Origin of the sequence: Mycobacterium sp. E3251 (assembly GCF_001666835.1) — a bacterium.
Classification (GTDB): Bacteria; Actinomycetota; Actinomycetes; order Mycobacteriales; family Mycobacteriaceae; genus Mycobacterium.
The window spans coordinates 1-26025 of record NZ_LZJF01000184.1 but is presented as its reverse complement, the minus strand read 5'-3'; the positions used below and the strand labels follow the sequence as shown (position 1 = coordinate 26025).

27 protein-coding genes, 1 tRNA gene and 1 pseudogene are annotated in these 26025 nt (G+C 67.1%); 16 read left to right on the top strand and 13 right to left on the bottom strand.

Translation table 11 applies throughout. The features are described 5' to 3' along the window. The first annotated feature begins 32 nt into the window (after positions 1-32). Positions 33-539 (top strand): MarR family winged helix-turn-helix transcriptional regulator, encoded by a 507-nt coding sequence (locus A5697_RS22485; RefSeq protein ID WP_068012083.1) that lies wholly within the window; start codon positions 33-35, stop codon positions 537-539. Between the two features lie 48 nt (positions 540-587). Next, positions 588-1259, top strand: coding sequence for an SDR family oxidoreductase (locus A5697_RS22480; protein ID WP_068012082.1), 672 nt, complete (start codon positions 588-590; stop codon positions 1257-1259). A gap of 11 nt (positions 1260-1270) precedes the next feature. On the opposite strand, the gene leuS is transcribed toward A5697_RS22480, so the two are convergent. Continuing rightward, the gene (leuS, locus tag A5697_RS22475) at positions 1271-4183 is read right to left on the bottom strand and encodes a leucine--tRNA ligase (RefSeq protein ID WP_068012081.1); all 2913 of its coding nucleotides are present in this window, start codon (positions 4181-4183) and stop codon (positions 1271-1273) included. A 179-nt stretch (positions 4184-4362) separates the two neighbouring features. Here leuS and A5697_RS22470 point away from each other — a divergent pair, with 179 nt between their 5' ends. Beyond that, complete coding sequence (locus tag A5697_RS22470) at positions 4363-5517, top strand: LpqN/LpqT family lipoprotein (RefSeq protein ID WP_067950011.1); 1155 nt, start codon at positions 4363-4365, stop codon at positions 5515-5517. 64 nt (positions 5518-5581) lie between these two features. Beyond that, positions 5582-5923: a hypothetical protein gene (locus A5697_RS22465; RefSeq protein WP_067950009.1), complete on the top strand. Its 342-nt coding sequence runs from the start codon at positions 5582-5584 to the stop codon at positions 5921-5923. Between the two features lie 34 nt (positions 5924-5957). On the opposite strand, the gene A5697_RS22460 is transcribed toward A5697_RS22465, so the two are convergent. Then, the gene (locus A5697_RS22460; RefSeq protein WP_067950007.1) at positions 5958-6563 is read right to left on the bottom strand and encodes a YqgE/AlgH family protein; all 606 of its coding nucleotides are present in this window, start codon (positions 6561-6563) and stop codon (positions 5958-5960) included. A gap of 142 nt (positions 6564-6705) precedes the next feature. On the opposite strand from A5697_RS22460, the gene A5697_RS22455 reads away from it, so the two are divergent. Both A5697_RS22455 and A5697_RS22450 read left to right on the top strand, forming a co-directional pair. Further along, positions 6706-8025 carry an MFS transporter gene (locus A5697_RS22455; RefSeq protein ID WP_068012128.1) on the top strand — a complete coding sequence of 440 codons (1320 nt, stop codon included), beginning with the start codon at positions 6706-6708 and terminating at the stop codon, positions 8023-8025. Beyond that, entirely contained in the window at positions 8025-8798 is a 774-nt protein-coding gene (locus A5697_RS22450) for a TIGR03084 family metal-binding protein (protein ID WP_068012127.1), read from the top strand. The genes A5697_RS22455 and A5697_RS22450 overlap by 1 nt, the downstream gene beginning before the upstream one ends. Before the next feature lie 62 nt (positions 8799-8860). Here the strand turns inward: A5697_RS22450 and A5697_RS22445 are convergent, their stop codons facing one another. Further along, positions 8861-9181 (bottom strand): DUF2710 family protein, encoded by a 321-nt coding sequence (locus A5697_RS22445; protein WP_369806148.1) that lies wholly within the window; start codon positions 9179-9181, stop codon positions 8861-8863. A 68-nt stretch (positions 9182-9249) separates the two neighbouring features. After that, complete coding sequence (locus tag A5697_RS22440; RefSeq protein WP_068012080.1) at positions 9250-11046, bottom strand: DUF5631 domain-containing protein; 1797 nt, start codon at positions 11044-11046, stop codon at positions 9250-9252. An 82-nt stretch (positions 11047-11128) separates the two neighbouring features. Here A5697_RS22440 and A5697_RS28185 point away from each other — a divergent pair, with 82 nt between their 5' ends. Then, entirely contained in the window at positions 11129-11272 is a 144-nt protein-coding gene (locus A5697_RS28185; protein WP_167374087.1) for a hypothetical protein, read from the top strand. 5 nt (positions 11273-11277) lie between these two features. Here the strand turns inward: A5697_RS28185 and A5697_RS22435 are convergent, their stop codons facing one another. The 6 genes from A5697_RS22435 to A5697_RS22410 all read right to left on the bottom strand — a co-directional run bounded on the left by A5697_RS22435 (position 11278) and on the right by A5697_RS22410 (position 15390). Continuing rightward, positions 11278-11589, bottom strand: a complete 312-nt coding sequence (locus A5697_RS22435; RefSeq protein WP_067737733.1) for a DUF2694 family protein — start codon at positions 11587-11589, stop codon at positions 11278-11280. Further along, the gene (locus A5697_RS22430; protein WP_067943081.1) at positions 11586-11903 is read right to left on the bottom strand and encodes an ESX-1 secretion-associated protein; all 318 of its coding nucleotides are present in this window, start codon (positions 11901-11903) and stop codon (positions 11586-11588) included. The genes A5697_RS22435 and A5697_RS22430 overlap by 4 nt, the downstream gene beginning before the upstream one ends. Positions 11904-11952: 49 nt before the next feature. After that, entirely contained in the window at positions 11953-13305 is a 1353-nt protein-coding gene (locus A5697_RS22425) for a DUF4226 domain-containing protein (RefSeq protein WP_068012079.1), read from the bottom strand. A gap of 126 nt (positions 13306-13431) precedes the next feature. Continuing rightward, positions 13432-13794 (bottom strand): DUF4226 domain-containing protein, encoded by a 363-nt coding sequence (locus A5697_RS22420; RefSeq protein WP_068012078.1) that lies wholly within the window; start codon positions 13792-13794, stop codon positions 13432-13434. A gap of 16 nt (positions 13795-13810) precedes the next feature. Then, complete coding sequence (locus tag A5697_RS22415; RefSeq protein WP_067943075.1) at positions 13811-14623, bottom strand: C40 family peptidase; 813 nt, start codon at positions 14621-14623, stop codon at positions 13811-13813. Next, positions 14620-15390: a helix-turn-helix domain-containing protein gene (locus A5697_RS22410; protein ID WP_068012077.1), complete on the bottom strand. Its 771-nt coding sequence runs from the start codon at positions 15388-15390 to the stop codon at positions 14620-14622. The genes A5697_RS22415 and A5697_RS22410 overlap by 4 nt, the downstream gene beginning before the upstream one ends. Before the next feature lie 143 nt (positions 15391-15533). Between A5697_RS22410 and A5697_RS22405 the strand changes: the two genes are divergently transcribed. The 4 genes from A5697_RS22405 to A5697_RS22390 all read left to right on the top strand — a co-directional run bounded on the left by A5697_RS22405 (position 15534) and on the right by A5697_RS22390 (position 18752). Then, entirely contained in the window at positions 15534-15950 is a 417-nt protein-coding gene (locus A5697_RS22405; protein ID WP_067943070.1) for a WhiB family transcriptional regulator, read from the top strand. An 89-nt stretch (positions 15951-16039) separates the two neighbouring features. Next, positions 16040-17422: an acyl-CoA dehydrogenase family protein gene (locus A5697_RS22400; RefSeq protein WP_067943068.1), complete on the top strand. Its 1383-nt coding sequence runs from the start codon at positions 16040-16042 to the stop codon at positions 17420-17422. Between the two features lie 27 nt (positions 17423-17449). Next, on the top strand, positions 17450-18433 hold the full coding sequence (locus A5697_RS22395) for a pirin family protein (RefSeq protein WP_067943087.1): 984 nt from the start codon (positions 17450-17452) through the stop codon (positions 18431-18433). After that, positions 18420-18752 (top strand): GNAT family N-acetyltransferase, encoded by a 333-nt coding sequence (locus tag A5697_RS22390; protein ID WP_067943065.1) that lies wholly within the window; start codon positions 18420-18422, stop codon positions 18750-18752. Before A5697_RS22395 ends, A5697_RS22390 begins: the two co-directional genes overlap by 14 nt. A gap of 89 nt (positions 18753-18841) precedes the next feature. Here A5697_RS22390 and A5697_RS27885 read toward each other — a convergent pair whose 3' ends face one another. Continuing rightward, complete coding sequence (locus A5697_RS27885; protein ID WP_156673410.1) at positions 18842-19321, bottom strand: hypothetical protein; 480 nt, start codon at positions 19319-19321, stop codon at positions 18842-18844. Next, positions 19318-21255, bottom strand: coding sequence for a TNT domain-containing protein (locus A5697_RS22385; RefSeq protein WP_068012076.1), 1938 nt, complete (start codon positions 21253-21255; stop codon positions 19318-19320). Before A5697_RS22385 ends, A5697_RS27885 begins: the two co-directional genes overlap by 4 nt. 123 nt (positions 21256-21378) lie before the next feature. Between A5697_RS22385 and A5697_RS22380 the strand changes: the two genes are divergently transcribed. Next, positions 21379-21627, top strand: a complete 249-nt coding sequence (locus tag A5697_RS22380) for a hypothetical protein (protein ID WP_067944718.1) — start codon at positions 21379-21381, stop codon at positions 21625-21627. A 132-nt stretch (positions 21628-21759) separates the two neighbouring features. Here the strand turns inward: A5697_RS22380 and A5697_RS22375 are convergent. After that, positions 21760-21842 (bottom strand) — tRNA-Leu (locus A5697_RS22375). 243 nt (positions 21843-22085) lie between these two features. On the opposite strand from A5697_RS22375, the gene A5697_RS22370 reads away from it, so the two are divergent. The 4 genes and pseudogenes from A5697_RS22370 to A5697_RS22355 all read left to right on the top strand — a co-directional run. Beyond that, positions 22086-23720 carry a DUF3662 and FHA domain-containing protein gene (locus tag A5697_RS22370; RefSeq protein ID WP_067944719.1) on the top strand — a complete coding sequence of 545 codons (1635 nt, stop codon included), beginning with the start codon at positions 22086-22088 and terminating at the stop codon, positions 23718-23720. A 124-nt stretch (positions 23721-23844) separates the two neighbouring features. Then, the gene (locus A5697_RS22365) at positions 23845-24312 is read left to right on the top strand and encodes an FHA domain-containing protein (protein WP_067944720.1); all 468 of its coding nucleotides are present in this window, start codon (positions 23845-23847) and stop codon (positions 24310-24312) included. Further along, positions 24309-25820 (top strand): PP2C family serine/threonine-protein phosphatase, encoded by a 1512-nt coding sequence (locus tag A5697_RS22360; protein ID WP_068012075.1) that lies wholly within the window; start codon positions 24309-24311, stop codon positions 25818-25820. The genes A5697_RS22365 and A5697_RS22360 overlap by 4 nt, the downstream gene beginning before the upstream one ends. After that, positions 25817-26025: pseudogene (locus A5697_RS22355) on the top strand (cell division protein FtsW); the annotation flags it as partial. The gene A5697_RS22360 and the pseudogene A5697_RS22355, both read left to right, overlap by 4 nt.

Sequence of the window (26025 nt, the reverse complement as noted above, 5' to 3'; positions counted from 1 at the left end):
ACGCGCCTGATATCGCGTTAGACTCCCCGTTTATGGCGGACAGCGAATCCACCGCGGCCGAGGTGACCGAGCTTGCGGAAGGTTTGCACCGTGCGCTGTCCAAATTGTTTTCGATTCTGCGGCGCGGAGACCCGAGCGGCACCGCGGCCGCGGGCGAATTGACGTTGGCGCAACTGTCGATTCTGGTCACCTTGCTGGATCAGGGACCGATTCGGATGACCGACCTGGCGGCCCATGAACGGGTGCGCACTCCCACCACCACAGTGGCGATCCGCCGGCTGGAAAAGCTGGGCCTGGTCAAACGCTCGCGCGATCCGTCCGACCTGCGGGCGGTGCTGGTCGACATCACCCCGCGCGGGCGTGCCGTGCACGGCGAGTCCCTGGCCAACCGGCGTGCCTCGCTGGCCGCGATGCTCAGTCAACTGCCCGCGTCGGACCTCGGCACCCTGATGCAGGCGTTGGCGCCGCTCGAGCGGCTGGCCTGCGGCGAGCCGGCGTCCGCGCCCGCCGGTGAGTCACCCGCCTGTAAAGAGGCGTGAAAGTACCTGCGCTTCAATGATTTTGGCGGAGCCCGTAGACTGCGGTGCATGCCAACTGCACTCATCACCGGCGCCGGCGGCGGTATCGGTTCCGCGATCGCCACGGCGCTGGCCCCCACTCACACTCTGCTGCTGGCCGGTCGGCCCTCCGACCGGCTCGACGCCGTTGCCCAGAAACTGGACGCGACGACGTTCCCACTGGACCTGACCGACATTGCGGAGATCGAGGCCGCCTGCGAGATCGTGGACGAACTCGATGTGCTGGTGCACAACGCCGGGGTGTCGATACCCGGTCATGTCGCGGATTCCGACGTCGATGAGTGGCGCGCCACCTTCGCCGTGAATGTGCTTGGACCGGTAGGACTTACGCTGGCGCTGCTACCGGCGTTGCGGAGTGCCCGCGGCCAAGTGGTCTTCATCAACTCCGGTGCGGGGCGCAACGTTTCGCCCGGCATGGCCTCCTACTCGGCCAGTAAGTTCGCGTTGCGCGCCTTCGCCGACTCGCTGCGAGCAGACGAACCGCAGCTGCGGGTGACGACGGTCTACCCCGGCCGCACCGACACCGAAATGCAGCGCGAACTCGTCGCATTCGAGGGCGGGACGTACGACCCGGCGAAGTTTCTCAAGCCGGAAACCGTCGCGGCGGCGGTCGCCAACGTGCTGGCGACGCCGCCCGACGGCCACGTCCACGAAGTGGTGCTGCGGCCCGCGGGCCGGTGACTCGCGACCCGCTAGACGACGAGGTTCACCAGCCGACCGGGGACCACGATCACCTTGCGGGGATTGGCGCCCGCCAAGAATGCCTGGACCTTCTCATCCGACAATGCCGCGGCCTTTAGGGTGTCCTGATCGGCGTCGGCCGCCACCACCACTCGCCCACGCACCTTGCCGTTGACCTGGACCGGGTATTCGACGCTGTCGTCGACCAGGTAGGCCGGATCGGCCTGCGGGAACGGACCGCGCGCCAGCGACGTGGTGTGGCCCAGCCGCGCCCATAGCTCCTCGGCCATATGCGGGGCCAGCGGCGCCAACATCAGCACCAGCGGTTCGACCGCGGCCCGGGGAACGGCGTCGCGGTGTTCTTTGGTGAGGTGGTTGGTGTATTCGATCAGCTTGGCCGCCGCGGTGTTATTGCGAAGTGCGGCATAGTCTTCCGAGACCCCCGCGATAGTGCGGTGCAGCGCCCGCAGGGTGGCGGTGTCCAGCTCCTGTTGTCCGGCCACGTCGAGCACCCGGGTCTGGCCGGTGTGCTCGTCGACCACCAGTCGCCACACACGCTGCAGGAAGCGGTGTGCCCCGACGACGTCCTTGGTGGCCCACGGGCGAGATGCCTCCAGCGGACCCATCGACATCTCGTACACCCGCAGCGTGTCCGCGCCGTATTCGTCGCAGATCTCGTCGGGGGAGACCGAATTCTTCAGGCTCTTACCGATTTTGCCGAATTCCTGAAAGACCTCGATCTCGCCGCCGGGGCCCGGATGGAAGAATCGTCCCCCACGCTCGACCACCTCGTCGGCCGGAACGTACGACCCGCGCGAGTCGGTGTAGGCGAAAGCCTGGATATAGCCCTGGTTGACCAGGCGGCGGTACGGCTCCCGGGAACTGACATGGCCCAGGTCGTACAACACCTTGTGCCAGAACCGCGCATACAGCAGGTGCAGCACCGCGTGTTCGGCGCCGCCGACATACAGGTCGACGCCGCCGGGATCCTGCGGGCCATGCTCGGCCGGCCGCGGACCCATCCAATAGGCCTCATTCTCCTTATCGCACAACCTTTCCGAATTGTGCGGATCGGTGTAGCGCAGTTCGTACCAGGAGCTGCCGGCCCACTGCGGCATCACGTTGGTGTCGCGAGTATAGGGCTGCAGACCGTCGCCGAGATCCAGCTCGACGTGCACCCACTCGGTCGCCTTGGCCAGTGGCGGGGACGGCTCGCTGTCGGCGTCGTCGGGGTCGAACAACACCGGCGAATAGTCGGGCACATCGGGCAGCTCGACCGGCAGCGCGGACTCGTCGAGGGCGTGGGCGCGTCCGTCGCGGTCGTAGACGATCGGGAACGGCTCGCCCCAGTAGCGCTGCCGGGCGAAAAGCCAGTCCCGCAGCTTGAATTCGATCCGGGCCCAGCCGCGACCGTCCGCCTGCAGGCGGGCGGTGATCGCTTCTTTGGCCGCCGACACGTCCATTCCGTCCAGGTAGCCGGAGTTCACCAACACGCCGTCGCCTGTGTACGCGGCCTCCGAAATGTCGCCCCCGGCAATGACTTCCACGATGGGAAGGCCGAACTCATGGGCGAAGTCCCAGTCGCGCTGGTCGTGGCCGGGGACCGCCATGATCGCGCCGGTGCCGTACCCGGCCAGGACGTAGTCGGCGATGAAGATCGGCACCGGCTTGCCGTTGGCGGGATTGGTGGCGTAGCTCCCCAGAAAGACGCCCGTCTTCTCCCTGCTCTCCTGACGCTCGAGGTCCGACTTCGCCGCGATCGCCCGCCGGTACGCGGCGACGGCCTCCCCCGGCGTCGCGGCGCCGTAAGTCCATCGGGCGTCGGTCCCCTCGGGCCAGCTCGTGGCGACCAGCCCGTCGACCAGGTCGTGCTCGGGGGCCAGCACCAGGTAGGTGGCGCCGAACATGGTGTCCGGCCGGGTGGTGAACACCTCGATGTCGACCGTCTCGCCGCTGGCGTTGATCGCCGAGAACAGCGCCCGGGTACCGGTGGAGCGGCCGATCCAGTTGCGCTGCATGGTTTTGACCGGCTCCGGCCAGTCCAGCAGCTCCAGGTCGTCAAGGAGCCGGTCGGCGTAGGCGGTGATACGCATCATCCACTGCCGCAACCGTTTCCGGAATACCGGGAAGTTGCCGCGGTCGCTGCGGCCGTCGGCCGTGACCTCTTCGTTGGCCAACACCGTGCCCAGGCCCGGACACCAGTTCACCATCGAGTCGGCGCGGTAGACCAATCGGTGGGCGTCTATCACGTCGGCCCGCTCCCCCGCCGACAGCGTGGCCCAGTCCCGTCCGTCGTCGAGGCGCCGCGCGCCGGAGTCGAATTCGGAGATCAGCTCGGAGATCGGTCGGGCCTTGCGGGCCGCGGTGTCGAACCAGGCGTTGTAGATCTGCAGGAAAATCCACTGTGTCCACTTGTAGAACTCGACATCGGTGGTCGAGAAGCTGCGCCGGCTGTCGTGGCCGAGGCCCAGCCGACCCAGTTGACGCCGGAAGTTCACGACGTTGGCTTCAGTACGGGTGCGCGGATGGGTGCCGGTTTGTACGGCGTATTGCTCGGCGGGCAGCCCGAACGAGTCGAAACCCAACGCGTGCAGGACGTTATGTCCGGTCATCCGGAAATAGCGGGCGTATACGTCGGTGGCGATGTAACCCAGCGGATGGCCGACGTGCAGTCCCTCGCCGGAGGGATAGGGAAACATGTCCTGCACGAACAACTTGTCGGCGGGGACGGGGCTGCCGTCCGCCGGAGCCAACGAACCGACCGGGTTGGGCACGTTGAACGTCCCGAGCTTCGCCCAGTTCTCCTGCCAGGTGCTCTCGATACGGCCCGCCAGCGCCGCGGTGTAGCGATGCGTCGGCGCATCGGGGTCCGTCTGAACGGCACCGGAGTTGCTCTCGGCGGCGGTGGTCGGGGATTCGGTCACCTGAACAGGGTATAAGGGACGCCTCGAGCCGACCGCCGGCCACAGGATGATCTCGGTTCCGTTGCGCACCGATCAGGGGTTCATCCCAGCTGTATTTCGAGCCTATCCATGGCCTTTGACCTGTAGTTACAGTCGGCCTCTAATGACCTGGCAGTGCGCCATTGGAAGGACCGAGGCAGATGATTGAGATCGTCCCCGCCCGCCGTGCGCTCCTCGGGGGTATGGTCGCCGGCCTGATCGGCATGGCGGTTGTCACGGGCGCCCAGGCATCGGCAGACCCCTTACTTCCCGCGCCATCACCCGCTCCCGCCGTCCCGGCGCCGCAGAACGTCGCAGCCGCGCCCGGGCAGGCGCCGACCAACCGGTTCCTTGCCGCCCCGCCGGCGCAGAATCCCGTCGCATCTCCGACGGCCCCGGGTGCAACGGTGCCCGCGGCGGCCGCGCCCGCCGCGCCGGTGGCCCCCGCGGTCACTCCGGCTCCGGCCACCTCCGGGACCATCCGTGAATACCTGCAGTCGAAGGGCGTCAAGCTCGAGGCGCAAAAACCCCAGGACCTCAAGGCACTTGACATCACCTTGCCGGTGCCGGCCCGCTGGACTCAGGTGCCCGACCCGAACGTGCCCGACGCGTTCGCAGTGATCGCCGACCGGCAGGGCAGCAGCATCTACTCGTCGAATGCCCAAGTGGTGGTGTACAAGCTGGTCGGCGATTTCGATCCTCGCGAGGCCATCAGCCACGGCTACGTCGACAGCCAGAAGCTGCTGGCCTGGCAGCCCACCAACGCCTCGATGGCCGATTTCGGCGGCTTCCCGTCCTCGATCGTCGAAGGCACATACCGCGACGGCGACATGACGCTGAACACCTCGCGGCGCCACGTCATCGCCACCTCGGGGCGCGACAAGTACCTCGTGTCGCTCGCGGTGACCACCGATCGTGCGGTAGCCGTCGCCGACGCACCGGCCACCGACGCCATCGTGAACGGCTTCCGCATCACCGTTCCCGGGGCCCCGGCGCCGGCGCCGGTCCAGACCCCGGCGGCCTCGCCGGTCGGGCTGACCCCGGCCCAGGCTCCCGCCCCGCAGGTTCCCGCTCCGCAGGTTCCCGCCGCGGCTCCGGTCGGCCAGCTACCGGCCACCGCTCCGGTCGGGCAGGCGCCCGCCACAGCTCCGGTTGCTCAGGCTCCCGCCGTGGCTCCGCTCCGGCAAACATCGGCAACGGCTCCCCCGGTGGGCCTCCCCCCGGCGCCGATGCCCAGCCGTCAGCCCACGCCGAACCTGTTAGCCCTGGTCCCCGGCCTCCCCCCACTCCCCAATTTCTCGTTCTTGCAGCACTGAGCGGTGCCGCGGCTCCGCTGGAGCCCACTGAGCGGACCGGTGTCCGGGCTCGTATTGTGAGGCCATGCTTATTGCGGGAGTGCTGTGCATGTGTGCGGCGGTGGCCTCCGCCGGGTTCGGAACTTGGTCGTTGGCGCGCACCCAGAACGTCGACCCGACCTCGCTCGCGCTGCGGTCCATGGCCCCGGCGCAACTGGCGGCGGCGATCATGCTGGCCGCGGGCGGTGTGGTGGCGCTGGCAGCCTCCCCACACACCGCACTCGTGGTGTTGATCGTCTGTGTCGCGGGCGCCTTCGGAACGGTGGGCGCCGGGTCATGGCAGAGTGCGCGCTTCGCGTTGCAGCGAGAGGCGGCGGCGCCCGGCTGCGGGGGAACCTGCGCCGGCTGCACGCAGTCTTGCCACTGAAGCCCGCTGGACCCCCGCGGGCGGGGGAGGGGCGCTAGTTGCGGCTCAGGTCTATCGGGTGGGTGGCAAGCAACGACAAGGGCAACGGCTGGCGGCGCAGCACCTGCGCCCACAGGTCGGACCTCGCCCCCGCCAAAACGTCAGATGGCAACGCGGACAAGACGATCCAGTCGTCGCGTTCGATTTCACCTTCCAGCTGCCCAATGGTCCAACCGGAGTAGCCCGCGAAAATCCGGACGCCCTCCACCATGGGAGCGATCGTGTCGGGGTCGGCGTCGAGATCGACCATCACCACCCGGCCATCCACATGCCGCAGCCCGGCCACCCCTTGCGGATCCGCGCCAACCCGCAACGCCGCCAGGCATAGCGCCGCGTCCCGCTTCACCGGACCGCCGATGAACATCGTCTTCGGCTTGGCCGCCAATTTGGTCCACTGCGGCAGCACGTTGTACACCGCGGTCTCGCTGGCGCGGTTGAGCACGACCCCCAGCGTGCCTCCGTCGTTGTGTTCGACGATGTAGATCACGCTGCGCCGAAAAGTCGGCTCGAACAGATCGGTGTTGGCAAGCAGCAACGTCCCCGCGCGCACCCGCTGCGCGGCCGGCGCGACATAGTCCTCTGGGTCCTCGGGCGGCGGCACCCAACCATCATCGCATCCGGCGCCTGCCGCCCGGGGGAATCGAGCGCGGGGCGCGAAGATTTGTACTGTTGGTACGTCGGCTCGGACGGTGACGAGCTTGCTAGCCCCAACTTTGGAAGTCGGTTTCGTGATCCAATCCCGGATGCACTCAAGCGCACCCGTCGAAATCTGGCGGTCGGTACGGGGTTTGCCAGACTTCTGGCGGCTGCTGCAGGTGCGCATGGCGAGTCAATTCGGTGACGGCCTGTTCCAGGCCGGTCTGGCCGGAGCGTTGCTGTTCAATCCGGACCGTGCCGCCGATCCGATGGCCATCGCACGGGCGTTTACCGTGCTCTTCCTGCCGTACTCGCTGCTGGGGCCGTTCGCCGGCGCGCTGATGGACCGTTGGGACCGGCGGCTGGTGCTCGTCGGCGCCAACGTCGGCCGCCTCATCCTGATCGCCGCCATCGGCACGATCCTCGCCGTGAAAGCCGGCGACCTGCCGCTGTTGTTGGGCGCGCTCTTAGCCAACGGCTTGGCCCGGTTCGTCGCGTCCGGGCTGTCGGCGTCGCTGCCGCACGTCGTGCCCCGCGAACAGGTCGTGACCATGAACGCCTTGGCCAACGCGTCCGGGGCCGTCGCCGCCTTCATCGGTGCCAACTTCATGCTGGTTCCGCGGTTCCTGGTCGGTGCGGGCGACAAGGGCGCCTCGGCGATCATCTTCCTCACCGCGGTCCCCGTGTCGATCGCCTTGTTTCTGTCGCTACGGTTCGGGTCCCGCGTGCTGGGCCCGGACGACACCAAGCGGGCGATCCACGGACCGGTCCTCTACGCCGTGGTCACCGGCTGGCTGCACGGTGCGCGTACGGTCGCACAGCGACCGACGGTCGCCGCCACGCTGTCGGGCCTGGCCGCGCACCGAATGGTGATCGGCATCAACTCGCTGCTGGTCTTGCTGCTGGTGCACCACCTGACCGACCCCGCGGTCGGGGGACTGGGTACCGCGCTGGTGTTTTTCGGTGCCACCGGATTGGGCGCTTTTCTGGCCAACGTGCTGACCCCGCCGGCGGTTCGTCGCTGGGGCCGCTACGCCACGGTCAACGGCGCGCTCGCGGCCTCGGCGATCATCGAGGTCGCCGGCGCGGGCTTGCTGCTACCGATCATGGTGGGGTGCGGCTTCTTCCTCGGTGTGACCGGCCAGATGGTCAAGCTGTGTGCCGACTCGGCAATGCAGATGGACGTCGACGACGCCCTTCGCGGGCACGTGTTCGCCGTCCAAGACGCGCTGTTCTGGGTGGCTTTCATCGCCGCGATCACGGCGGCGGCGGCGTTGATTCCCGCGGATGGGCATGCGCCAGTATTCGTGCTGGTCGCTTCCGGGCTCTACCTGGCCGGCCTGGCGATGCACGGCGTTTTGGGCCGGCGCGGCGAACAGGCGAATAATCGCTACCCGGCAGGGGCGAGCGACGATCGGAGGCAATGATGGCGGGTCCGGAACAGATTGTGGCCGACCTACGTGCCGAAAGCGACGAGCTTGACGCCCTGGTCGCGCCGCTGCCAGCCGAACGCTGGGCCGAAGCGACGCCCGCGCCGGGTTGGACCATCGCGCATCAGATCGCGCACCTGTTGTGGACCGACCGCGTCGCGCTGACCGCGGTCACCGACGAGGCCGGGTTCGCCGACGAGCTCAAGGCCGCCGCCGCCGACCCGACAGGCTTCGTCGACGCGGGTGCCGAAGAATTGGCAGCTCTGGCGCCGGCCGAGCTGCTCGCCGACTGGCGCTCGACCCGTGCGCGTCTGCACGAAGAGCTGCTGATGGTTCCTGCCGGACGCAAGCTCCCCTGGTTCGGGCCACCGATGAGTGCGGCGTCGATGGCCACCGCGCGGTTGATGGAGACCTGGGCGCATGGGTTGGACGTCGCCGACGCGCTGGGTATCAAACGGGCGGCCACCGACCGGCTGCGCTCCATCGCCCACTTGGGGGTGCGCACGCGCGACTACGCCTTCGCCGTCAACAATCTCCCCGCTCCGGCCGAGCCGTTCCTGGTCGAGCTGCGCGGACCCGGCGGCGACACCTGGAGCTGGGGATCGCCGGACGCCTCGCAACGGGTCACCGGTTCCGCCGAAGACTTCTGCTTTCTGGTCACTCAGCGGCGTCCGCTCAGCGCCCTCGACATCACCGCCGATGGGCCCGACGCGCAGCGCTGGCTGGAGATTGCACAAGCTTTCGCGGGCCCTCCCGGCGCCGGCCGATGAGCGCGCACGCGCGAAGAGAGCCGGCGCCCATCCGACCCAAGCGCCGGTCGATGAGCGCGGGGTTAATGCAGCGGCCCGCCGTAAGTTGCCCGGTTCTCGGCTTCGGCCTCTTCGCGCAGCGCTGAGATCGCGAGGTTCAGCCTGTCGGCGAGCTCGCCGTGCGCGTATCCGGTCATCACGCCGGGGTGCAGAGTCAGCTTGAGCAATCGGCCGTCGGCATTCGCCACGGCATAAATGTCACCGAGGTCGACGCTGTAGGTGACGGCCTCGGCCTCTGCCACCAAGGCTTCCCATTTGTCGGCCGCCTCGCTGAGTTCGCGGAGAACTGATTCGACGAGGTCCTTGTCGCTGAGATTCGCGCGACCGCCCGAATCCGACACGATCACAGTATCGTCGCCCCCTCCAACCAGCGTCAATTCAAACTCGCGGGTGACCGGCGCACCCGTGGCGGCTACGGGCCCGGCGGCTGAGTGGCGAGTTTCTGGTACCAGGCGAGGTGATAGTTGGCCGATACCGTGTCTCCGCTCGCGATGCCTTCGGTGGCGGCCATCAACAGACACTTGAGCAGGAGGGCCGGGTTCACGGTCGGGGACTGGACCAAAAGCTGGTAGCGCGCCGTATCGAGGTGCACGCGCAGCACGTCGACCTCTTGGTCGATGACAACCGCGTCCGCGGCGGCCGCGTCCGCCAGCCTCTGCACGATGCGGGGGAGTCCGTCGAAGCGGCGCGTGGTTTCGCTCAGCACCCTGGCCAGATCCTCGATGGCCGGCAGCTCGCGCGGTTCCAGCGACGATTTCGTGGCGGCGAAATCGGGCGAGCGGCGCAGCGAATCACCAGGAGCGTAGGTCACGACGCGGGCCGCGTCGCCGATCAAGTCGGACACCCTGCCGGTACGTCGCTCGGGCTCCAACAACCGCACGCCGGCCGGCAGGTTGATACCTGCCGGTATCCAGCCGTGCGCGAGGTCGGTGACCAGGACGGTCGTGCCATCCAAAAGATCGCCGACCGCCCAGTTGAGCCGCGACTCTTGGCGGACCACGAATTCGAGCAGCCGATTCAGCCGGTCGATGTCGAAACTCGTTGCGGTGGTGGCCTTTTCCCTGTGAGGCTGGACGGCGGGCTCGGAAGGTTCGGCCGGTTGGTCGACCACGGGCTCGGGCTCGGTGATCACGGGGATGATCTGCGTCGCCTCCATCGAGGCGACCGGCTCCTCGACGGGTGCTGGCGGTAGCGCCTCGTCCTGGGCCGGTGCCTGCTGTTCGGGCACGGCGTGGTGGCGACCGTTCGCGACGGGTTCGTCAACCGCGGGTGCGGCCTCGGTGATGGCGGGGATGACCTGCGTCTCCTCCATCGAGGACGGCGGGGTCTCGTCCTCGGTGACGTGTTGGCGATCCGGCACGTCAACCACGGCTTCGGCCTCGGCGATGGCGGGGATGACCTGCGTCTCCTCCATCGAGGACAGCGGGGCAGCAGCCTCCTCGGCTTCGATCTGGGATCCCCATTCGGGCTGATCCTGGTGGGTTGCCGGCTCCTCCAGCTCCAAGTGGTGGCGACCGTTGGCGGCCTCCTCCCAATCGGGCTCGGCATTATCGACCGGCGCGTCGACCGTCGGCTCCAGCTCCGTGAGAGCGGGGATGACTTGCGTCTCCTCCATATCCGGCGCGAGGGCGTTCTCTTCGCTGACGGTGTCATCAACAGGTGCCTCGGCCTCGTCCACGCCTTGCGGCACCGAAGGGGCCGGTTTGTCGGCGACCCGCCAGCGCGGCCGGCGCACGTCCCTGGTGGGCGCTTCGGAAGGCCGCGGGTTCGGGACGGCAGGGATGACCTGGGTCTGGTCCATGTCCGATGACTGCGGTTCGCTGGCCTGCGGGCGGGGATGTCCGGCGATCACCCCGGACTTCGCCGCCTGCAGCTGACGAATCGTCGATTCGACTCGGCGCGCGGCGCGGGCACGCGCCTCGTCGATGACCCGGGCCTCCTGCGCCTGACGCGCGAGATCGGCCAAACCCGCCCGCTTGATCATTTTCAACTGCTCGTTGGCGCTGTCGGCAATCCGTTGCAGGTCCGTCTTCAGATAGTCTGCAAGCGGGGCATTTTCGGCGGTGATCGTTGACAACTCGGCAGGCCAAAGCCCACCGATCACCCACGGGGTGCAATCGATGGGAGAGCTGAAGGCCGGCATCGCCAGTGATTCCCGGGTAGCTCTCCGGAGGCGCTGACGCGCCGTCATCCGACCGAAGATCGCCACCGGCTCAGCGTACCGGCATCCGAGGGATGGCTTATTCGGTCAGTGAATTGTGCAGCTTTGACGGCCTGGGTACCGTGCAGATATGGCTGAATCTGCCCTGCAGCAGCAACTCGATGAGGTGCGGGCCTTACTCGCCCGCGCACGAGAGTTGTTCGGCCCCAACCCCGTAGAGCCGCCCACCGACATCGCTCCAGACCCCGAGGCGGCCAAAACCTGGCTGTTGTAGACCGTCTAGATCGCGCTGTGGCGACGGCGCAGTTTGTGCGCCAGTAGCTTCTCGATCGCCGCATCGAGGTCTCGCGGGGTCGGTACCTCGGCCGAGGGGGTGTGTCCGGCCGCCACGATCTCGTCGCGAATCTCGAGCAATGCCTTCAGGCACGAGACGTCGGCGGTCAGCAAAATGCCTCGTGCCAGCGTCTCGGCGTCGGTCTCCATCGCCTCCTCGCTCAGCGCAACGCTGTGCATGTACCCGCCGCGGCAGGAGCGGACGAGGATGTGCCCACTCGGGTGAACGGTGTCAAAAGCGGGATTCGCGTCCGTCATCGACCGCGGTCAGCGATGCCGCCGAGGCTGCGCGCCGCATCCTGCTCGTGCTGTTCCCACATCATCGCCGAGGCCGCTAACTTGTCCGCCAGGTCGGCGTGGTCCGCCGCTTGCTGCTCGTAGCACTGTCGTCTGAGCTCAAGCAGTTCCCGGCCGGCGTCGCGAAGTTCACCGAAGATCGGTCCCAGCGAATCCAGGCTTTCCTGGATCGCCTCGTGCGACGACGGGACTGTGCGCAAGTAGTCGGAGGTTTCCTGGTGCCGCGCAGCGGCTTGACGCAAGTGCGCGGGGACCACATGGATCGAATCTGCCATCCGCTGTCTCCTGTTCACGGCGCCGGCCAGACCGGCGAGGTCACTATTGTCAGGTGGTCGACGAGGTCGCCGGCCGCGTGGGTGTCGGTGTGTCGGGCTTCGCCGGCGCGGTCGCGGCCGCGCCCGGCGGATGTTCCCAGCCTAGAAAGCTCGGGCCGCTCACGGTGGCGATGTCTTGAATTTGGCCATCGAGAAGGGCTTTTCCGGGGCCGAGGGCGAGCGCGTGCCGGTCGATGAACATTCCGATATCGGCCGGAGTGACGTGCGCGGGGTCGATCGGGTGGGTGACCGCGGTGCCCGGCGGTGGGATCGTTATTCCCTGCTGTTGGAAGGCATCTGGTATCGCAGCTCCGCCAATCGCGGCTTTGATTGCCGCGGCCAGCTGAGGGCTGGCCGCCGTCACCGTTTCACCATCGGGCAAAGTCACCGTGGTGGGGCCCGCCGGTGGGGATTCGTCCTCGACCGTCGCAGCGTCCTGGTTGGTGTCGCCTGGCTGATCTGACGAACCGTCGTTCTTGGGATCCGCATGGTCCTCGGAATCCGGCACGCCCTCGTCGTCGAGGCCCTGCAACTCCGGCTCCGTGGCGTTGTCGCCCTGCAGGTTGGGAAGTGGTAGCCCGGCCGGCGTCGCGCCGAAGCTCGGCAGTCCCGAGCCGAAGTTCGGCATCGGCGGCAGCACCGGAGCCATGGGCGGCGCCGGAGCGGTCGCTACGTCCGGCGCAGCGCCTGCCGACAGCTCGTCCGCCGCGGCGCCCGGATCGTCGGCGAACAACGAATCCAGCAGCGGGTCCCACCCGGGGTCCTCGGTCGTAGCGGCGTCGGCGCCGACCGTCTGGGCCGACGGCCGTTCGTCGGGACCGCTCGGTTGGCCCTTGGAGGCGTCGTATAGCGATGTCCAAGCGGCCATCAGCGCCGACTTCGATGTGTCGTCGAGGCTGGCGTTGAGGACCACCGCACGAATGTCTCTGAGCTTGCCGATAAGGAACCGCTGGAAGTCGCGCGCTCCGGCCGGAGTGTCCAGGTCCGATCGCGTACGCACCGCGGCTTCGGTGTCTTGCTGCAGCTTGGTCAGCGCTTGGCTGCCTTCGACGGCGTTGAGGTGGGCGTTCAAGATCGCCGTGATGACCTGCATGTCCAGCTGAGAGCTCGCCGAATTCTGGTGTGACAGAGCAACTTCGGCGTGCGCGATGGCTTCCGCCGCCTCACCCGCCTCCCGGTCCGGTGCAGCCGTATCTTGTTCGCGGATCTTGCCCGCGATCGCCCGCAGCTGTTCCGGACGCGTCGTCGGGGTGATCACCGCGGCCAGCTCACCTTTGGACAGACCCGCCAGCCACGCGTTCGGGTCACCGGTACGGTTTCGGACATATTGCACCGCCGCAAGCAACTCCTCGTGCGCCGACATCAGCTACGCAAGTCCTCGCGGAATGCGTTGCGACCCCTCCATGCCCGGCGACAGTACCCATGCCTTTCCCCGCCAACAATTCACTATGCGGGGCCGTTGTGGATGACACCGAAATCGCCGCCAATGCTAGGCGTTGCCCGCGGCGTACCGGTCCCGGAGGCTTTCCAGCACAGCCTTTTTCGCTCGGCTCAGTTCGCGCGCCCCCTCGACGACCGCAGTGATCTCGCGATGTTTGACCAGTAGGAACCTTTGAAACTCGCGGGCGCCCATGGGCGTATCGAGCGCGAGGTTCGCTTGGTGCACGGTGGCGTGGTCGATCTGCTCGGCGATGGCATCCAGACGCCTGGCGCCCTCTCGCATTGCGGCATGCGCGCTGGTGAGCACCTCTGCCAGCACGCGGTCGGCGTCGGCCGTCGTGCCATGCTGGCCGGCCAGAGCCGCCTGCCGCGCCTGCATGGCGGCCACTGAAGGTCCTGCTTGTTCCGTCATCGGCTCACCTTGTTTGTCATAGTGGTCGGCGAATCGCAACGTTGGGGCCTAGCGGGCTGATCCGCACCGAGGCGCCCGAGTAGGGCGCCTCGACTACCAGATTGTTGCCGATGGCCAGCTGGACGTGGCCGGCGTGCGGGAAGACGAGGTCACCCGGCCGGACTTGCGAACGGGACACCGGGATCCCGTCGTTGATCTGCTGATAAGTGGTGCGGTCCAAGTGAATTCCCGCTTGTGCGTAGCTCCACTGGACGAGCCCCGAACAATCGAACTGGTCGGGGCCCGTCGCGCCCCACACGTAAGGCCGGCCCAGGCGCGACAATGCGGCGCGCACCGCGAGGGCGGCACGCCCGTTCAATCCGGCGGGGCGGTGTCGCAGGAGTTGGTACCGCAGTGCCCGCAGTTCGGCGAGGCGCCGGCGCGCCCTGAAGCGGGCCGAGAGGACATGCGCGCGTTGGGCCCGCAGTCGCGCCGCCCGACGACGCATCGCCTCGCGTTGCGCCATGGGTGTCGCCGGAACCTCCCCGGCGTCGGCGCGGGCTGCGTCAAGGACGCCCCTCGTCAGATCGTGAGCCTCGGCCCGATCGCGGTGGGCTCGGGCGATGACGCCCGCCGCTGCGGCGTCCGTGGCGGCGGCGGCCGCGAGCCGTTGCCGGCTGTGGTCGACCGCGAGCCGATATCGGCCGCGCGCCACAACGTCGTTCAGCCCGGCCGCCCTCTGCAGCAGGTTGTGGTAATGCCCGGTGCCCGCGTCCACCGGCGACGGGCGGCCACCGCCGGCGAACATGTCATGAGCACGGCTCAGCACCTCGATCTCGCTCTGGGTCACGTCGCCCCCTCGCCCAGCTGGCCTCCCGACTCCACGGCGTCGGTGAAGGCACGCACGCGGGGGAGTGCCCCCGGCGGGATCACCCCTCGGTTGCGGATGTCCCAGATTTCCTCGACGTCGACACCGACCAATGCGGCGATGACCGTCTCGGGCAGGGATGACCGTGCGCATGCCCCGTCGAAGCGGGCGCTCAAGCTGGTCGGCATTCGTTTCAGCAGGGCCGTGCGCGTCGCCTCGAGGGCTTGGAGGTGCGTCATCAGCCGGTCCGTCGAGTCCGCGCCCGCATTCACGGCGACCCGCCAGGAGCCGGCGGCCAGCATCTCTGCCTTCACGCACTGAGCGATCACAGACAGAATATACGTCTCATATTCGTTTGATGTTGTCGCAGGCAAGCGATCGATGACGGATTTGAGGGCTTCCAGTTGGGCTTCGGCATAGCCTTCCAGCACTTCTGTGTCGCTGTGCCGGTCCACAACCACCGGCCCGGTGCGCCTGGCGGGGACGGCGGCGGGCGGTTGCGCGGCCATCAGCCGGGCCAGTTCGGCGTCCGGATCGGCCGCCACCAACAGCCGGGAATAGGTCCCCGGCGGAAGGCCTAAACCATTTTCAACCTTCTGAACTGTGCTTTTGTGCGGCTTACGGGCGCCGCGCTCCAGAAAGCTCAACCCCATGATGCTGACACCGGTCGCGGCGGCGAGGTCGGCTAGCGACCAGTCGCGCGACTCTCGCAAAGCACGGATCGCCGCGCCTGCCGATTCACGGCTCACCGCAGGCTCCGGCCATAGGCCGGATAGTACACACGCAGTCGCGTATCGCTCTGTATATACGTTTTTGTCACGTTTCTCTTGCGCTAGGCGCTCATGTCTGTATACGCTTTTGCCTACGTTTCAAGCTCGACAAGGAGACCGACATGGGACACCCCTGCGCTAGCAACCCGGAACTGTGGTTCGGCTACCCCGACGACGACGGTGGCGACGGCGCGGCCAAGGCCCGTGCATACGAGCGGTCGGCCGTCGAGGCGCGCATCCAGTGCCTGCGGCGCTGCCCGTTGGCGCAGCAGCGTCGGTGCGCCCAACATGCCATCGCGCACCGCGAGGAGTACGGCGTGTGGGCCGGCGTCAAACTTCCCGGCGGCCAGTACCGCAAGCGCGAGCAGCTGGCCCAGGCCCACGATGTCCTCCGGCGCATCGCGTCCGGCGAAATCAACTCCCGCCAGCTGCCGGAGAATGCGGCCCTGCTCGCCAACCACGAACATGAGGCCGTTCCGGTGGCCGCGGTGGTGTTGCACCTGCCCCTCGCGCAAGTGGGCCCGCGTTCCGCGGCCTGACGGTCCATCCCGGGTAAGGCCGTTTGTCGACTCAGCCAACGGGGTAGAGCTTCGGCACAAACGAGTCTGTCGACCCGAAGGCGCGATCCATGACGTTCGACCTGACCCCGACGGCGGCGCAGCACGACCTGGCCCGGCGGACCCACGAGTTCGCCGAAGAAGTGATCCGCCCCGTGGCGCTCCACTACGACCAACGGCAGGAGTTTCCGTGGCCGGTCCTGGAGGAGGCGGCCCAGCGCGGCTTCTATAGCCCCCTGTTCTACCGCGACCTGATCGGCGATCCGACCGGGCTCTCCTTGCCGATGTTCATGGAGGAGCTGTTTTGGGGCTGCGCCGGGATCGGGTTGGCGATCGTGATGCCGGCGTTGGCCCTGTCGGCGATCGGACAGGCGGCATCGCCGGAGCAGATGTTGGAATGGGCGCCCGAATGCTTCGGCACCCCAGGCGATCTCAAGCTCGCCGCGCTGGCGATCTCGGAACCCGAGGGAGGCAGCGACGTACGGAATCTGCGCACTCACGCGCGCCGGGACGGTGACGACTGGATCATCGACGGCCACAAGATGTGGATCGGCAACGGCGGGATCGCCAACGTGCACGTGGTCAACGCGGTGGTCGACGAGGAGCTGGGTCATCGCGGTCAGGCGCTGTTTGTGGTGCCCGGTGGCACGCCGGGGCTCAAGCTCGTGCGCAAGCTGGACAAGCTGGGCTGCCGTGCGTCACACACCGCGGAGTTGCTGTTCGAAGGCGTCCGCGTACCGGGCGCCAATCTGCTTGGGGGACAGGACAAATTAGAGCACAAGCTCGCCAAAGCGCGCGAAGTGGTCGCGGGCGCAAAGCGGTCGGGCTCCGCGACATTGGGCACGTTCGAGCAGACCCGGCCGATGGTTGCCGCCCAGGCAATCGGAATCGCGCGCGCCGCGCTGGAGTACGCGACGGCGTACGCCACCGAGCGCGAGGCCTTCGGCGGACCGATCATCGACAACCAAGGCATCGCCTTCCCGCTCGCGGAGCTGGCCACCCAGATCGACGCGGCGCGGCTCTTGACCTGGCGTGCGTCGTGGATGGCGGCCAACAACATTCCCTTCGAGCGCGGGGAGGGCTCGATGTCGAAGATGGCCGCCAGCGAGGTGGCTGTCAAGGCCACGGAACGCGCCATTCAGACCATGGGCGGCTGGGGCTATATCACCGACCACCCGGTGGAGAAGTGGTATCGGGATGCCAAGCTGTACACCATTTTTGAGGGCACGAGCGAGATTCAGCGGATGGTAATCGCCAACGCGCTGGGTGCCGCTGTCGGCACGCCGCCACTGCATGTGGTGCTCGAGCCGTCCGGCGGTCCGCTGAACCGGGTTTTCGGTCGCGGCACTCCGCTGCGCTCCCGCGTCGCCGACACCGCGCTTTCCATGCAGGATCGGGTGCCCGAACCCGTCATGCGGCTGGCGATGAAGGTGCTCCGACCGCCGCGCAAGTAGCGAGTGCTGGGTACGGTCGATTGGACCATGAGCAACCTTGAGCCGACACCCGCCGAACTCGCCTGCGCTACCGCACCAGGCGGGGGCACCGAGGTGCTGGCGCCCAGGGAAGTTCCGCTGGGCGGCCCGCGGGCCATGCGGGTGCAACGCACGCTTCCGCAACGGCACCGTTCGCTGATCGGTGCGTGGTGTTTCATCGACCATTACGGCCCGACGTCGGCGCGCATGGACGTTCCACCCCATCCGCACACCGGACTACAAACGGTCAGTTGGTTGTTCAGTGGTGAAGTGGAGCACAACGACAGCGCCGGAGTGCATGCCGCTGTGCGGCCGGGCGAGCTGAACCTCATGACCGCGGGTGCCGGAATTTGTCATTCCGAGGTGTCGGTGATGTCGCCGGCCGCCTTGCACGGTGTCCAGCTCTGGGTGGCGCTTCCCGATTCCGATCGCGACACCGGCCGCGACTTCGCTCACTACGTGCCCGAGCCGGTGTCGCTTGCCGGCGCGACGGCGCGGGTGTTCCTCGGCGGGCTGGCCGGTAGCCGGTCGCCCGTGCGCACCTTCACACCCCTGCTGGGCGCCCAGATCGATCTCGATGCCGGCGCTCACCTGGACGTCGATGTCGACCCGGCATTCGAGCACGGTGTGCTCTGCGATCTGGGCGCCGTCCGTGTGGAAGAGACCGCCCTGTCGGTTGCCGAGCTCGCCTACCTGAGTCCCGGCGCTTCGTCGCTGCGGCTGAGCAACGCGGGGGATCAGCCCGCCCGGGTGCTGCTGCTCGGCGGAACACCGTTCACCGAAGAATTGGTGATGTGGTGGAACTTCGTCGGGCGAAGCCACGACGACATCGTGGGATACCGCGAACAGTGGGAGGACGGCGACGAACGCTTCGGGACCGTCCATGGCTACCGGGGTTCGCTCACCCGACTGCCCGCCCCGCCGCTGCCGACCGCTCGGCTGCGTCCCCGACCCGTACCGCAAGGAAAGGAAAGCAACTATGACCGCCGATAAGACCGGAGCAGAAGCGACCGTCAGCCTCGAGGAGGGCCGGTACACCATTGCCGTAGAAGGCAAGCAGGTCGGCCTCGCCGACTTCGCCGACCGCGGTGACCAGCGCGTCTTCTACCACACCGAAATAGACCCGGCGTATGGCGGACGCGGCCTGGCGACCATCCTCGTCGAGGAGGCGCTCAACGAGGCTCGGGGCGAAGGCAAGCGCATCGTCCCCGTGTGCTCGATGATCGGCACGGTGCTCAAAAAGCATCCCGAGTACGACGACATCACCGATGCCGTGACGCCGGATATTCAGCGGTGGTTGCAGTCGTCGTAGCAAAATTAAGTCCAGCCGCACCCTTGGCATACGTTGCTTGATTGGTTACGTCCTTCAAGGGGCCATGCTGGGCCAGATTCCAAGACAGCTCACGCAAGTCCTGCCGCAACCATGCGCCCGAGTTCGCCTACTGACTTGGACATAAGGTGGCTGAAAATGGTCGCGTACGGCTCCATCAAAATTGCTTTTCCACTTGGTGATCGCAGTTCTGCGATGCCCTCAGTTATAGGGGTTACTTCCACGTCCGGACTGAAACCAGAAGAATAGAGCTCCGGCCCCAAAGGGGGTGCACCGACGGCCCCGCGGGCAAGCGAGGACCAAATCCAGAGCAGGTACTTTTCAGCGAGTTCGAGTGAAGATAGCTTGGCTGTGTCATTGCGACGTTGTCCGCGGTCATTAACCGTATCAACGATCCACCAGTCAGCCTCGTGGCGAAGGTGCACCGAGAAATCCGTAGAAGTGAAAGCGATTTCGCAATCATCGCATTTCGTCGATACCGCCGCGTCGGGCAGGCGTGCGAGGCTAGACCACTCAATCCAGCTTGCAGAAATTCGCGAAAAGTCGGTCATTGGTTGCGCATGTCTCCTAAGAATCCGGAGTCCTCTAGGGCTTGTACTGGGGCGTCGTTTCCATCTGGTCCAATCACTCGGTATTGGATTCCGCCGCCCGGCTGATGGAACCAAGGCGCCACTTGGGATTGTTCAACGTGGTAGCCGGGTGGTAGGGCAGTCGGGTCCTTAACTACGTATTGATAATAGGGTTTGAGAGCGCTTTCGGGCGGGAGCGACAGTTCAGCAAATGGTGTTCCTTCAGGGGCCAAGTAGGAACCAAACGGGCTACCAAAACGGCCGAGCACCGCCCCGGGTTTGAGAGGCGCGTCGGGAATCACGGTGCCCGGCACCGCGTAGGGCTTGGTCGGCAGCGTGTCATCGGGATAGAACAGGCTCCCGTCTGGGTTCCTGAATTCCGGGCCTGGGTCGATCGGGTGGTACCCGTGGAACAACTCGTGGTCGGAAGGCAGCGGCGGCGGCGGCTCGAGTGGTGCCGTCGGCGTCGGGGCGCTGTCTGGTGCCACAGGTACATGCGGGCCCGCGGGAGCATGCTCGGGCGGAATGTCACCACCAGCCGGATGCGGCGCGTGCTCAACCACGGGTGGTGGTCCTGGATGGGCGACGCCCGGCACGGGTTGTCCGCTGACATCCGGTAGTGGCGAGCCATGCGGGGGAAGGTCCGCTTCGGCCATTGCCGCGCGCATCTCGGCCGCGCTCAGTGCCCGGGGGAGGACGTTGTCGGCGGAAAGGCCTTGCAGCGCTTCGCGACTGAAAAGTGTTTTCAGGCCTTGCCAGGCCACCTCCCCGCCGGCCTTGAGTTCAGGCCCGCCGACGGCCAAGGTGATGGCGCTCCACAGCGGCTCGGGGGTGGCTTCTACCTTCCCGGGATCCAGCGTGCGCATGCCGGTCAACTTGCCGCCGCTGAAGGTATAGGACGTGCTCATGGCCTGATCAAAGAATTCGCCCGCGCCGTTCTTGAGCTGTCCATAGACCTGCACCGGCTGCCCATCCACCGTGTGGGTGAACATAAAACGGCCGTCGGGAGTGATCGTTATCGACGCGGGGTCGACGTCCTTGTAGTCGGGGATCTTGCCCAAGTCGTCGAGCGCGTGAGCCAGGTCGGCCTTCAGCTTGGGCAGCCTCCCGCTCGCGGCCTCCCCTTCCGGTGACCCAGGGCCATGGGTATAGAGGTCAGCCATCGCCTTGTTCAAGGCTTCCTGCGCGGCACGTACCTTACCGATTTGATCGACCACCGCTTGGTCGGTGATCCGACGGAGATCGGCCAGCGCTTGTAGCTGGAGTTCGGTGGGCTTCGGCGAACCGTCGGCGTCGACATCGCGGAGGGGAGCGGGATCGTATCCGTCGGTTCGCAAGTTGCCCAGCGCATTGCGTAAGCCATCGGAGTAGCCATTGCGTATCGAATGCAGCTGTGCGAGTGCGGCTTTGGTGTCATCGATGGCATCCCTCTCGCAATTGCGAATAAGAGCATCGAGGGTGTGCTTATCCTCTGTGCTGAGGTGGCCGCTCTGCTCCATTTCGACGGCCTGGCCGATTAAGCCGTCGAGCGTTTGCAACTGCGCCTCGAGTGTCGCGACCTCTGCCGCTGCGGACTTCTGCGCCTCAGCCAAGGATGCGGCGATGTTTTCCAGGTCTACGCCGATCTTGGGCAACTGCAGGGACTGCGTGCCGAGCGACTGGGTCACTCGCTGCACTTCGGCGGAGTCGTTGATCGGATGACCGCCATCCCGGCGGTCCCATGCAGCGCTGAAGCGCTTGCGGGCCTGCTCGAAGGCGTGCTGCGCCTCAGAGGTACATCGGCCGGCCCGGTGGAAGACCTCCGCCAGCGACGAGATCTGCCCTGGGCTCCCGGACTGCAAGCTCTTGTTGATCGCCCACGGATCACCGCCGGCCTCGGCGATAAGCGCCGCAATGCTTATATACCGCAGCTGCATCGCATCACCCGTAGCTGCGCAGCGTCACGCGCCGCACGATCATTGCCACCCTTCAGGAGCTGGCAATTACGCTACTAATGCGATTGCAGACGTCAATTCACCCGATCCCGAGGAGCCGAGGCTATGGCGGTGCTGTTGCTGGCCCTCAAGGTTTTGTTGATCGCCTTCATCGTTGGGGGCGCCGTCGCTCTGGTCGTTCGCGCGGTCCGGCGCTCGCGGGCGAACCGATTGGATCCCCGTTGGAAGGTGGGCGGCACGCAACCGGGCTACGTGGCTTCCGCCCACGGCACGATGCCGAATACACCGCTCCCGGAGTGGGCGTACTGGGATGAGGACGGCGACGAGCACCCCGACGCTGGCCGAGCGCCCTGAGCCCACGACCTACCGAAAGCACTCCGCCTGCGGCGGGCATGAGAGACCGCTGATCCGCACTAACGCAAAGGGTCACGACCTCTTTCGAGCTCGTGACCTTTTAGCACCGCAGTTCGTAGAACCGCTCAAATGTGGGCGAAGGGGGACTTGAACCCCCACGTCCCGAAGGACACTGGCACCTGAAGCCAGCGCGTCTGCCATTCCGCCACTCGCCCGGAAAAACAACCGATGGACCATACCACTTTAATAGCCGCATTCCCCAACCCGCCTGGTCGGGCCCAGACGCCATGGGGCGCTGGGGAACAACGCGTCTGAACAGGGCCGACGCAGTTCTCAGAGTTTCGACGGTGCCGCCGCATCGTGCTGTCCCGATACGATGCTCTAGTGGGAGCTGACGGCGTGAATCGTTTGCCGCGCACCGGCGACAGGCCGTGGCAAGTGCGGGCCAACGCCGGCGCATGAGTAGCCAACGGGGGCTGGCGGCGCGGATCGAGCGCAAACTCGAGGCGACCGTCGACAACGCGTTCGCCCGGGTGTTCGGCGGCTCGATCGTTCCGCAGGAGGTCGAGACCCTGCTGCGCCGCGAAGCCCGCGACGGGGTCCAGACCCTGCAGGGCAATCGCCTTTTGGCCCCCAACGAATACATCATTACCCTCGGTAGGCACGACTTCGAGAAGGTGGGCGCCGACCCAGATCTCACGTCGGGCGCTTTCGCTAGGTACTTGGCCGACTACATCCATGAACAGGGGTGGCAAACGTATGGTGAGGTGGTCGTCCGGTTCGAGCAGTCGTCGAACCTGCGAACCGGCCAGTACCGCGCCCGTGGTGCTGTCAACCCCGATGTGCAGCCCCGCCCGACGGTCGACGATCCCGTCCGGCCACAATCAAATAGTGCGTTCGGCGCAGAACGAGGAGTAGCACCAATGACTGACGATTCGAGCTACCGCGGGGCTCAGGGGCCGGGACGGCCCGGCGATGAGTATTACGACGACCGCTACGGGCGTCCGCAAGAGGGTGGCGCGGAACCGCAGGGGGGACCTGATCCACGCGGTGGGTATCCGCCCGAGCAGGGCGGCTATCCGCCGCAGCAGGGCTACCCGCCACCCCGCCAACCCGAGCAGGGCGGCTACCCCGAGCAGCAGGGCGGTTACCCCGAGCAAGGTGGCTACCAAGCCCCGGGCGGTGGCTACCCCGATCAGCGCGGCTACCAAGGCGGCCAGGGCGGCTACCCCGAACAGCGCGGCTACCAGGGCGGCCAGGGCGGCTACCCCGAGCAGGGCGGTTACCCCCCGCAGTACGAACAGCGTCCTCCTGCGCCCGGTGGGTACGGCGGTCAAGGCTACGACCAGGGGTACCGCCAGGGCGGCGGGTACGGCCCGCCCGCCGGCGGCCCGCCCGGGGGCGGCCAGCAGGGCTACGGCGGGTACGGCGAATACGGTCGCCCACCGGCCCGCCCCGAAGAGGGTGGTTACGCTCCGCCCGAACAGCGGCCCGCCTATCCCGAGCAGGGTGCCGGATACGAGCAGGGCGGCGGCTACGAGCAGGGCGGCGGCTACGAGCAGGGCTATCAGCAGGGCGGCGGATACGGCCGGCAAGACTACGGCCCCGGCGATTACACGCAGTACGCCGAGAACGTCCCCGGCGGGGGATACCCGGCTCAAGGCGGATACGCCGAGCCCGCCCAACGTGACTACGACTATGGCCAGCAGGCCGACTACGCCCAGCCGAGTGAGTACGGCCAGCCCGCCGACTACGGGCAGCCGGCCGGGGGCTACGGCGGCTACGGCGGCGGTTACGGCGCGGCCGGGACGACGGTCACCCTCCAGCTCGACGACGGCAGCGGCCGGACCTATCAGCTGCGTGAGGGCTCCAACATCGTGGGCCGCGGACAAGACGCGCAGTTCCGGTTGCCCGACACGGGGGTGTCCCGGCGGCACCTCGAGATCCGCTGGGACGGGCAGGTGGCGCTCCTTTCGGACCTGAACTCGACCAACGGCACCACGGTGAACAACGCGCCGGTGCAGGAGTGGCAGTTGGCGGACGGCGACGTGATCCGTCTGGGCCACTCGGAGATCATCGTCCGGATCCACTAAACCCGCTGGGCTCAACGCTGCCGTGCTTCGCCCCGCGTCGACCGCCGTCCAAGTATCGTGACGTTGCCGATGTGCTCGGGGTCACGGGCGCCAGGGGGACGACGCAGTACGGAAAGGACGCCAGATGCAGGGACTCGTACTGCAGCTGACGCGTGCCGGATTTTTAATGTTGTTGTGGGTATTCATCTGGTCCGTGTTGCGGATCTTGCGGACCGATATCTACGCACCCACCGGCGCCGTCATGGTGCGCCGGGGCTTGGCGTTGCGCAGCACCCTGCTGCCTTCGCGGCAACGCCGCACCGCCGCGCGCTACCTGGTGGTGACCGAAGGGGCGTTGGCGGGTGCGCGCATCACACTCAGCGGGCAGCCGGTGTTGATCGGAAGGGCCGACGACTCGACCCTGGTGCTCACCGACGACTACGCCTCGACGCGGCACGCCAGACTGTCTCAGCGCGGTTCGGAATGGTATGTCGAGGATCTAGGATCGACCAACGGCACTTACCTTGACAGGGCAAAGGTGACCACTGCGGTACGAGTTCCAATAGGAACGCCGATTCGGATCGGCAAAACGGCGATCGAGTTGCGCCCGTGACGCTGGTTCTGCGATATGCCGCGCGCAGCGACCGCGGCCTGGTGCGCGCCAATAACGAAGACTCGGTGTACGCGGGTGCGCGGCTGCTCGCGCTGGCTGACGGCATGGGCGGCCACGCCGCCGGTGAAGTGGCCTCCCAGTTGGTGATCGCCGCGCTGGCCCATCTCGACGACGACGAACCCGGCGGCGACCTGCTCGCCAAACTCGACGCCGCGGTGCGGTCCGGCAACGCGGCGATCGCCGCGCAAGTGGAGGCCGAGCCCGAGCTCGAGGGGATGGGCACCACGCTCACCGCAATCCTGTTCGCGGGCGACCGGATTGGCTTGGTACACATCGGTGACTCGCGTGGGTATCTGTTGCGCGATGGTGAACTCACCCAGATCACCAAGGACGACACGTTCGTCCAGACGTTGGTCGACGAAGGCCGGATCACCCGCGAAGAGGCACACAGCCACCCGCAGCGGTCTCTGATCATGCGCGCGCTGACCGGTCACGAGGTCGAGCCGACCCTGACCATGCGCGAGGCCCGGGCCGGTGATCGATACCTGCTGTGCTCCGACGGGCTCAGCGATCCGGTGAGCGACGAGACCATCCTCGAGGCGCTGCAGATCCCCGACGTGGCCGAAGCCGCCTACCGCCTCATCGAATTGGCGTTGCGCGGCGGCGGCCCGGACAACGTGACGGTGGTGGTCGCCGACGTCGTCGACTACGACTACGGCCAAACCCAGCCGATTCTGGCGGGCGCGGTTTCCGGCGACGACGACCAGATGACGTTGCCGAACACCTCCGCGGGCCGCGCCTCCGCGATCAGGCCCCGCGAAGAGGCCGCCAAACGTGTTGCGCCGCAACCTGAAACGCCCAGCCGGCCGCGGTGGCCCAGGCGGCGGATGTTCTTCATCGCGACACTGGCGGTGTTGTTCGTTCTGTCCGGCATGGCCATCGGATGGTGGGTCATCCAGCGCAATTACTACGTCGCCGAATACGACGGAAAGGTATCGGTCGTCCGCGGCATTCAGGGATCCCTGTTGGGCGTGCCCCTGCAGCAGCCGTACCTGGTGGCGTGCCTGAGCGCCCGCAATGAGCTGTCCCTGATCGGTTACAACGAAGCCGGTCATCCGAACTGCCAGCTGATGACGCTGCGTGACCTTCGCCGGCCGGGCCAGGTTCAGGTTCAGACCGGGCTCCCGGGCGGCAGCCTGGACCAGGCCGAATCCCAGTTACGACAGTTGCTGGCGGAATACCTGCTTCCTACTTGTCCGTCGCCACGCGCCACGTCGCCGCCGGGCTCCCCGCCCACCGGGAGCGGCACCCCCGAATCAAGTGTCGCTGCATCGCCAACCCCCACTACCGCACCGACCACCGCTTCCCCCGGCCCTAGCGGCCCCACCAGCGCCACAGCCGGCCCCGCGACCCCGTCGCCGGCGGGCCCCACGACCACTTCCCAGACGGTCACCGCGCTTCCAGCGCCTCCACTGCAACCGGGCATTGATTGCCGGACGGTGGCATGACGACACAACTCCAGCCGCCAGTCGCGGTCACACCTCCGCTGCCCACCCGTCGCAACGCCGAGCTGCTGCTGCTGTGCTTCGCCGCAGTGATCACCGTCGCCGCGTTGCTGATTGTGGAGGCGAACCAGGACCGCGAATTGCGTTGGAATGTCATCAGTTACGGGCTGGTGTTCATGCTCGTGTTCGGGTCGGCGCACCTGGCCAT

Coding starts and splice junctions, on each gene's coding strand:
- A5697_RS22435 (WP_067737733.1), bottom strand. CDS start 11,589: ATGACGGACGCGAATCCCGCTTTTGACACCGTTCACCCGAGTGGGCAC.
- A5697_RS22465 (WP_067950009.1), top strand. CDS start 5,582: ATGCTTATTGCGGGAGTGCTGTGCATGTGTGCGGCGGTGGCCTCCGCC.
- A5697_RS22365 (WP_067944720.1), top strand. CDS start 23,845: ATGCAGGGACTCGTACTGCAGCTGACGCGTGCCGGATTTTTAATGTTG.
- A5697_RS22485 (WP_068012083.1), top strand. CDS start 33: ATGGCGGACAGCGAATCCACCGCGGCCGAGGTGACCGAGCTTGCGGAA.
- A5697_RS22470 (WP_067950011.1), top strand. CDS start 4,363: ATGATTGAGATCGTCCCCGCCCGCCGTGCGCTCCTCGGGGGTATGGTC.
- A5697_RS22400 (WP_067943068.1), top strand. CDS start 16,040: ATGACGTTCGACCTGACCCCGACGGCGGCGCAGCACGACCTGGCCCGG.
- A5697_RS22480 (WP_068012082.1), top strand. CDS start 588: ATGCCAACTGCACTCATCACCGGCGCCGGCGGCGGTATCGGTTCCGCG.
- A5697_RS22395 (WP_067943087.1), top strand. CDS start 17,450: ATGAGCAACCTTGAGCCGACACCCGCCGAACTCGCCTGCGCTACCGCA.
- A5697_RS22405 (WP_067943070.1), top strand. CDS start 15,534: ATGGGACACCCCTGCGCTAGCAACCCGGAACTGTGGTTCGGCTACCCC.
- A5697_RS27885 (WP_156673410.1), bottom strand. CDS start 19,321: ATGACCGACTTTTCGCGAATTTCTGCAAGCTGGATTGAGTGGTCTAGC.
- A5697_RS22450 (WP_068012127.1), top strand. CDS start 8,025: ATGGCGGGTCCGGAACAGATTGTGGCCGACCTACGTGCCGAAAGCGAC.
- A5697_RS22425 (WP_068012079.1), bottom strand. CDS start 13,305: ATGTCGGCGCACGAGGAGTTGCTTGCGGCGGTGCAATATGTCCGAAAC.
- A5697_RS22385 (WP_068012076.1), bottom strand. CDS start 21,255: ATGCAGCTGCGGTATATAAGCATTGCGGCGCTTATCGCCGAGGCCGGC.
- A5697_RS22390 (WP_067943065.1), top strand. CDS start 18,420: ATGACCGCCGATAAGACCGGAGCAGAAGCGACCGTCAGCCTCGAGGAG.
- A5697_RS22455 (WP_068012128.1), top strand. CDS start 6,706: ATGCACTCAAGCGCACCCGTCGAAATCTGGCGGTCGGTACGGGGTTTG.
- A5697_RS22370 (WP_067944719.1), top strand. CDS start 22,086: ATGAGTAGCCAACGGGGGCTGGCGGCGCGGATCGAGCGCAAACTCGAG.
- A5697_RS22380 (WP_067944718.1), top strand. CDS start 21,379: ATGGCGGTGCTGTTGCTGGCCCTCAAGGTTTTGTTGATCGCCTTCATC.
- A5697_RS28185 (WP_167374087.1), top strand. CDS start 11,129: ATGGCTGAATCTGCCCTGCAGCAGCAACTCGATGAGGTGCGGGCCTTA.
- A5697_RS22420 (WP_068012078.1), bottom strand. CDS start 13,794: ATGACGGAACAAGCAGGACCTTCAGTGGCCGCCATGCAGGCGCGGCAG.
- A5697_RS22430 (WP_067943081.1), bottom strand. CDS start 11,903: ATGGCAGATTCGATCCATGTGGTCCCCGCGCACTTGCGTCAAGCCGCT.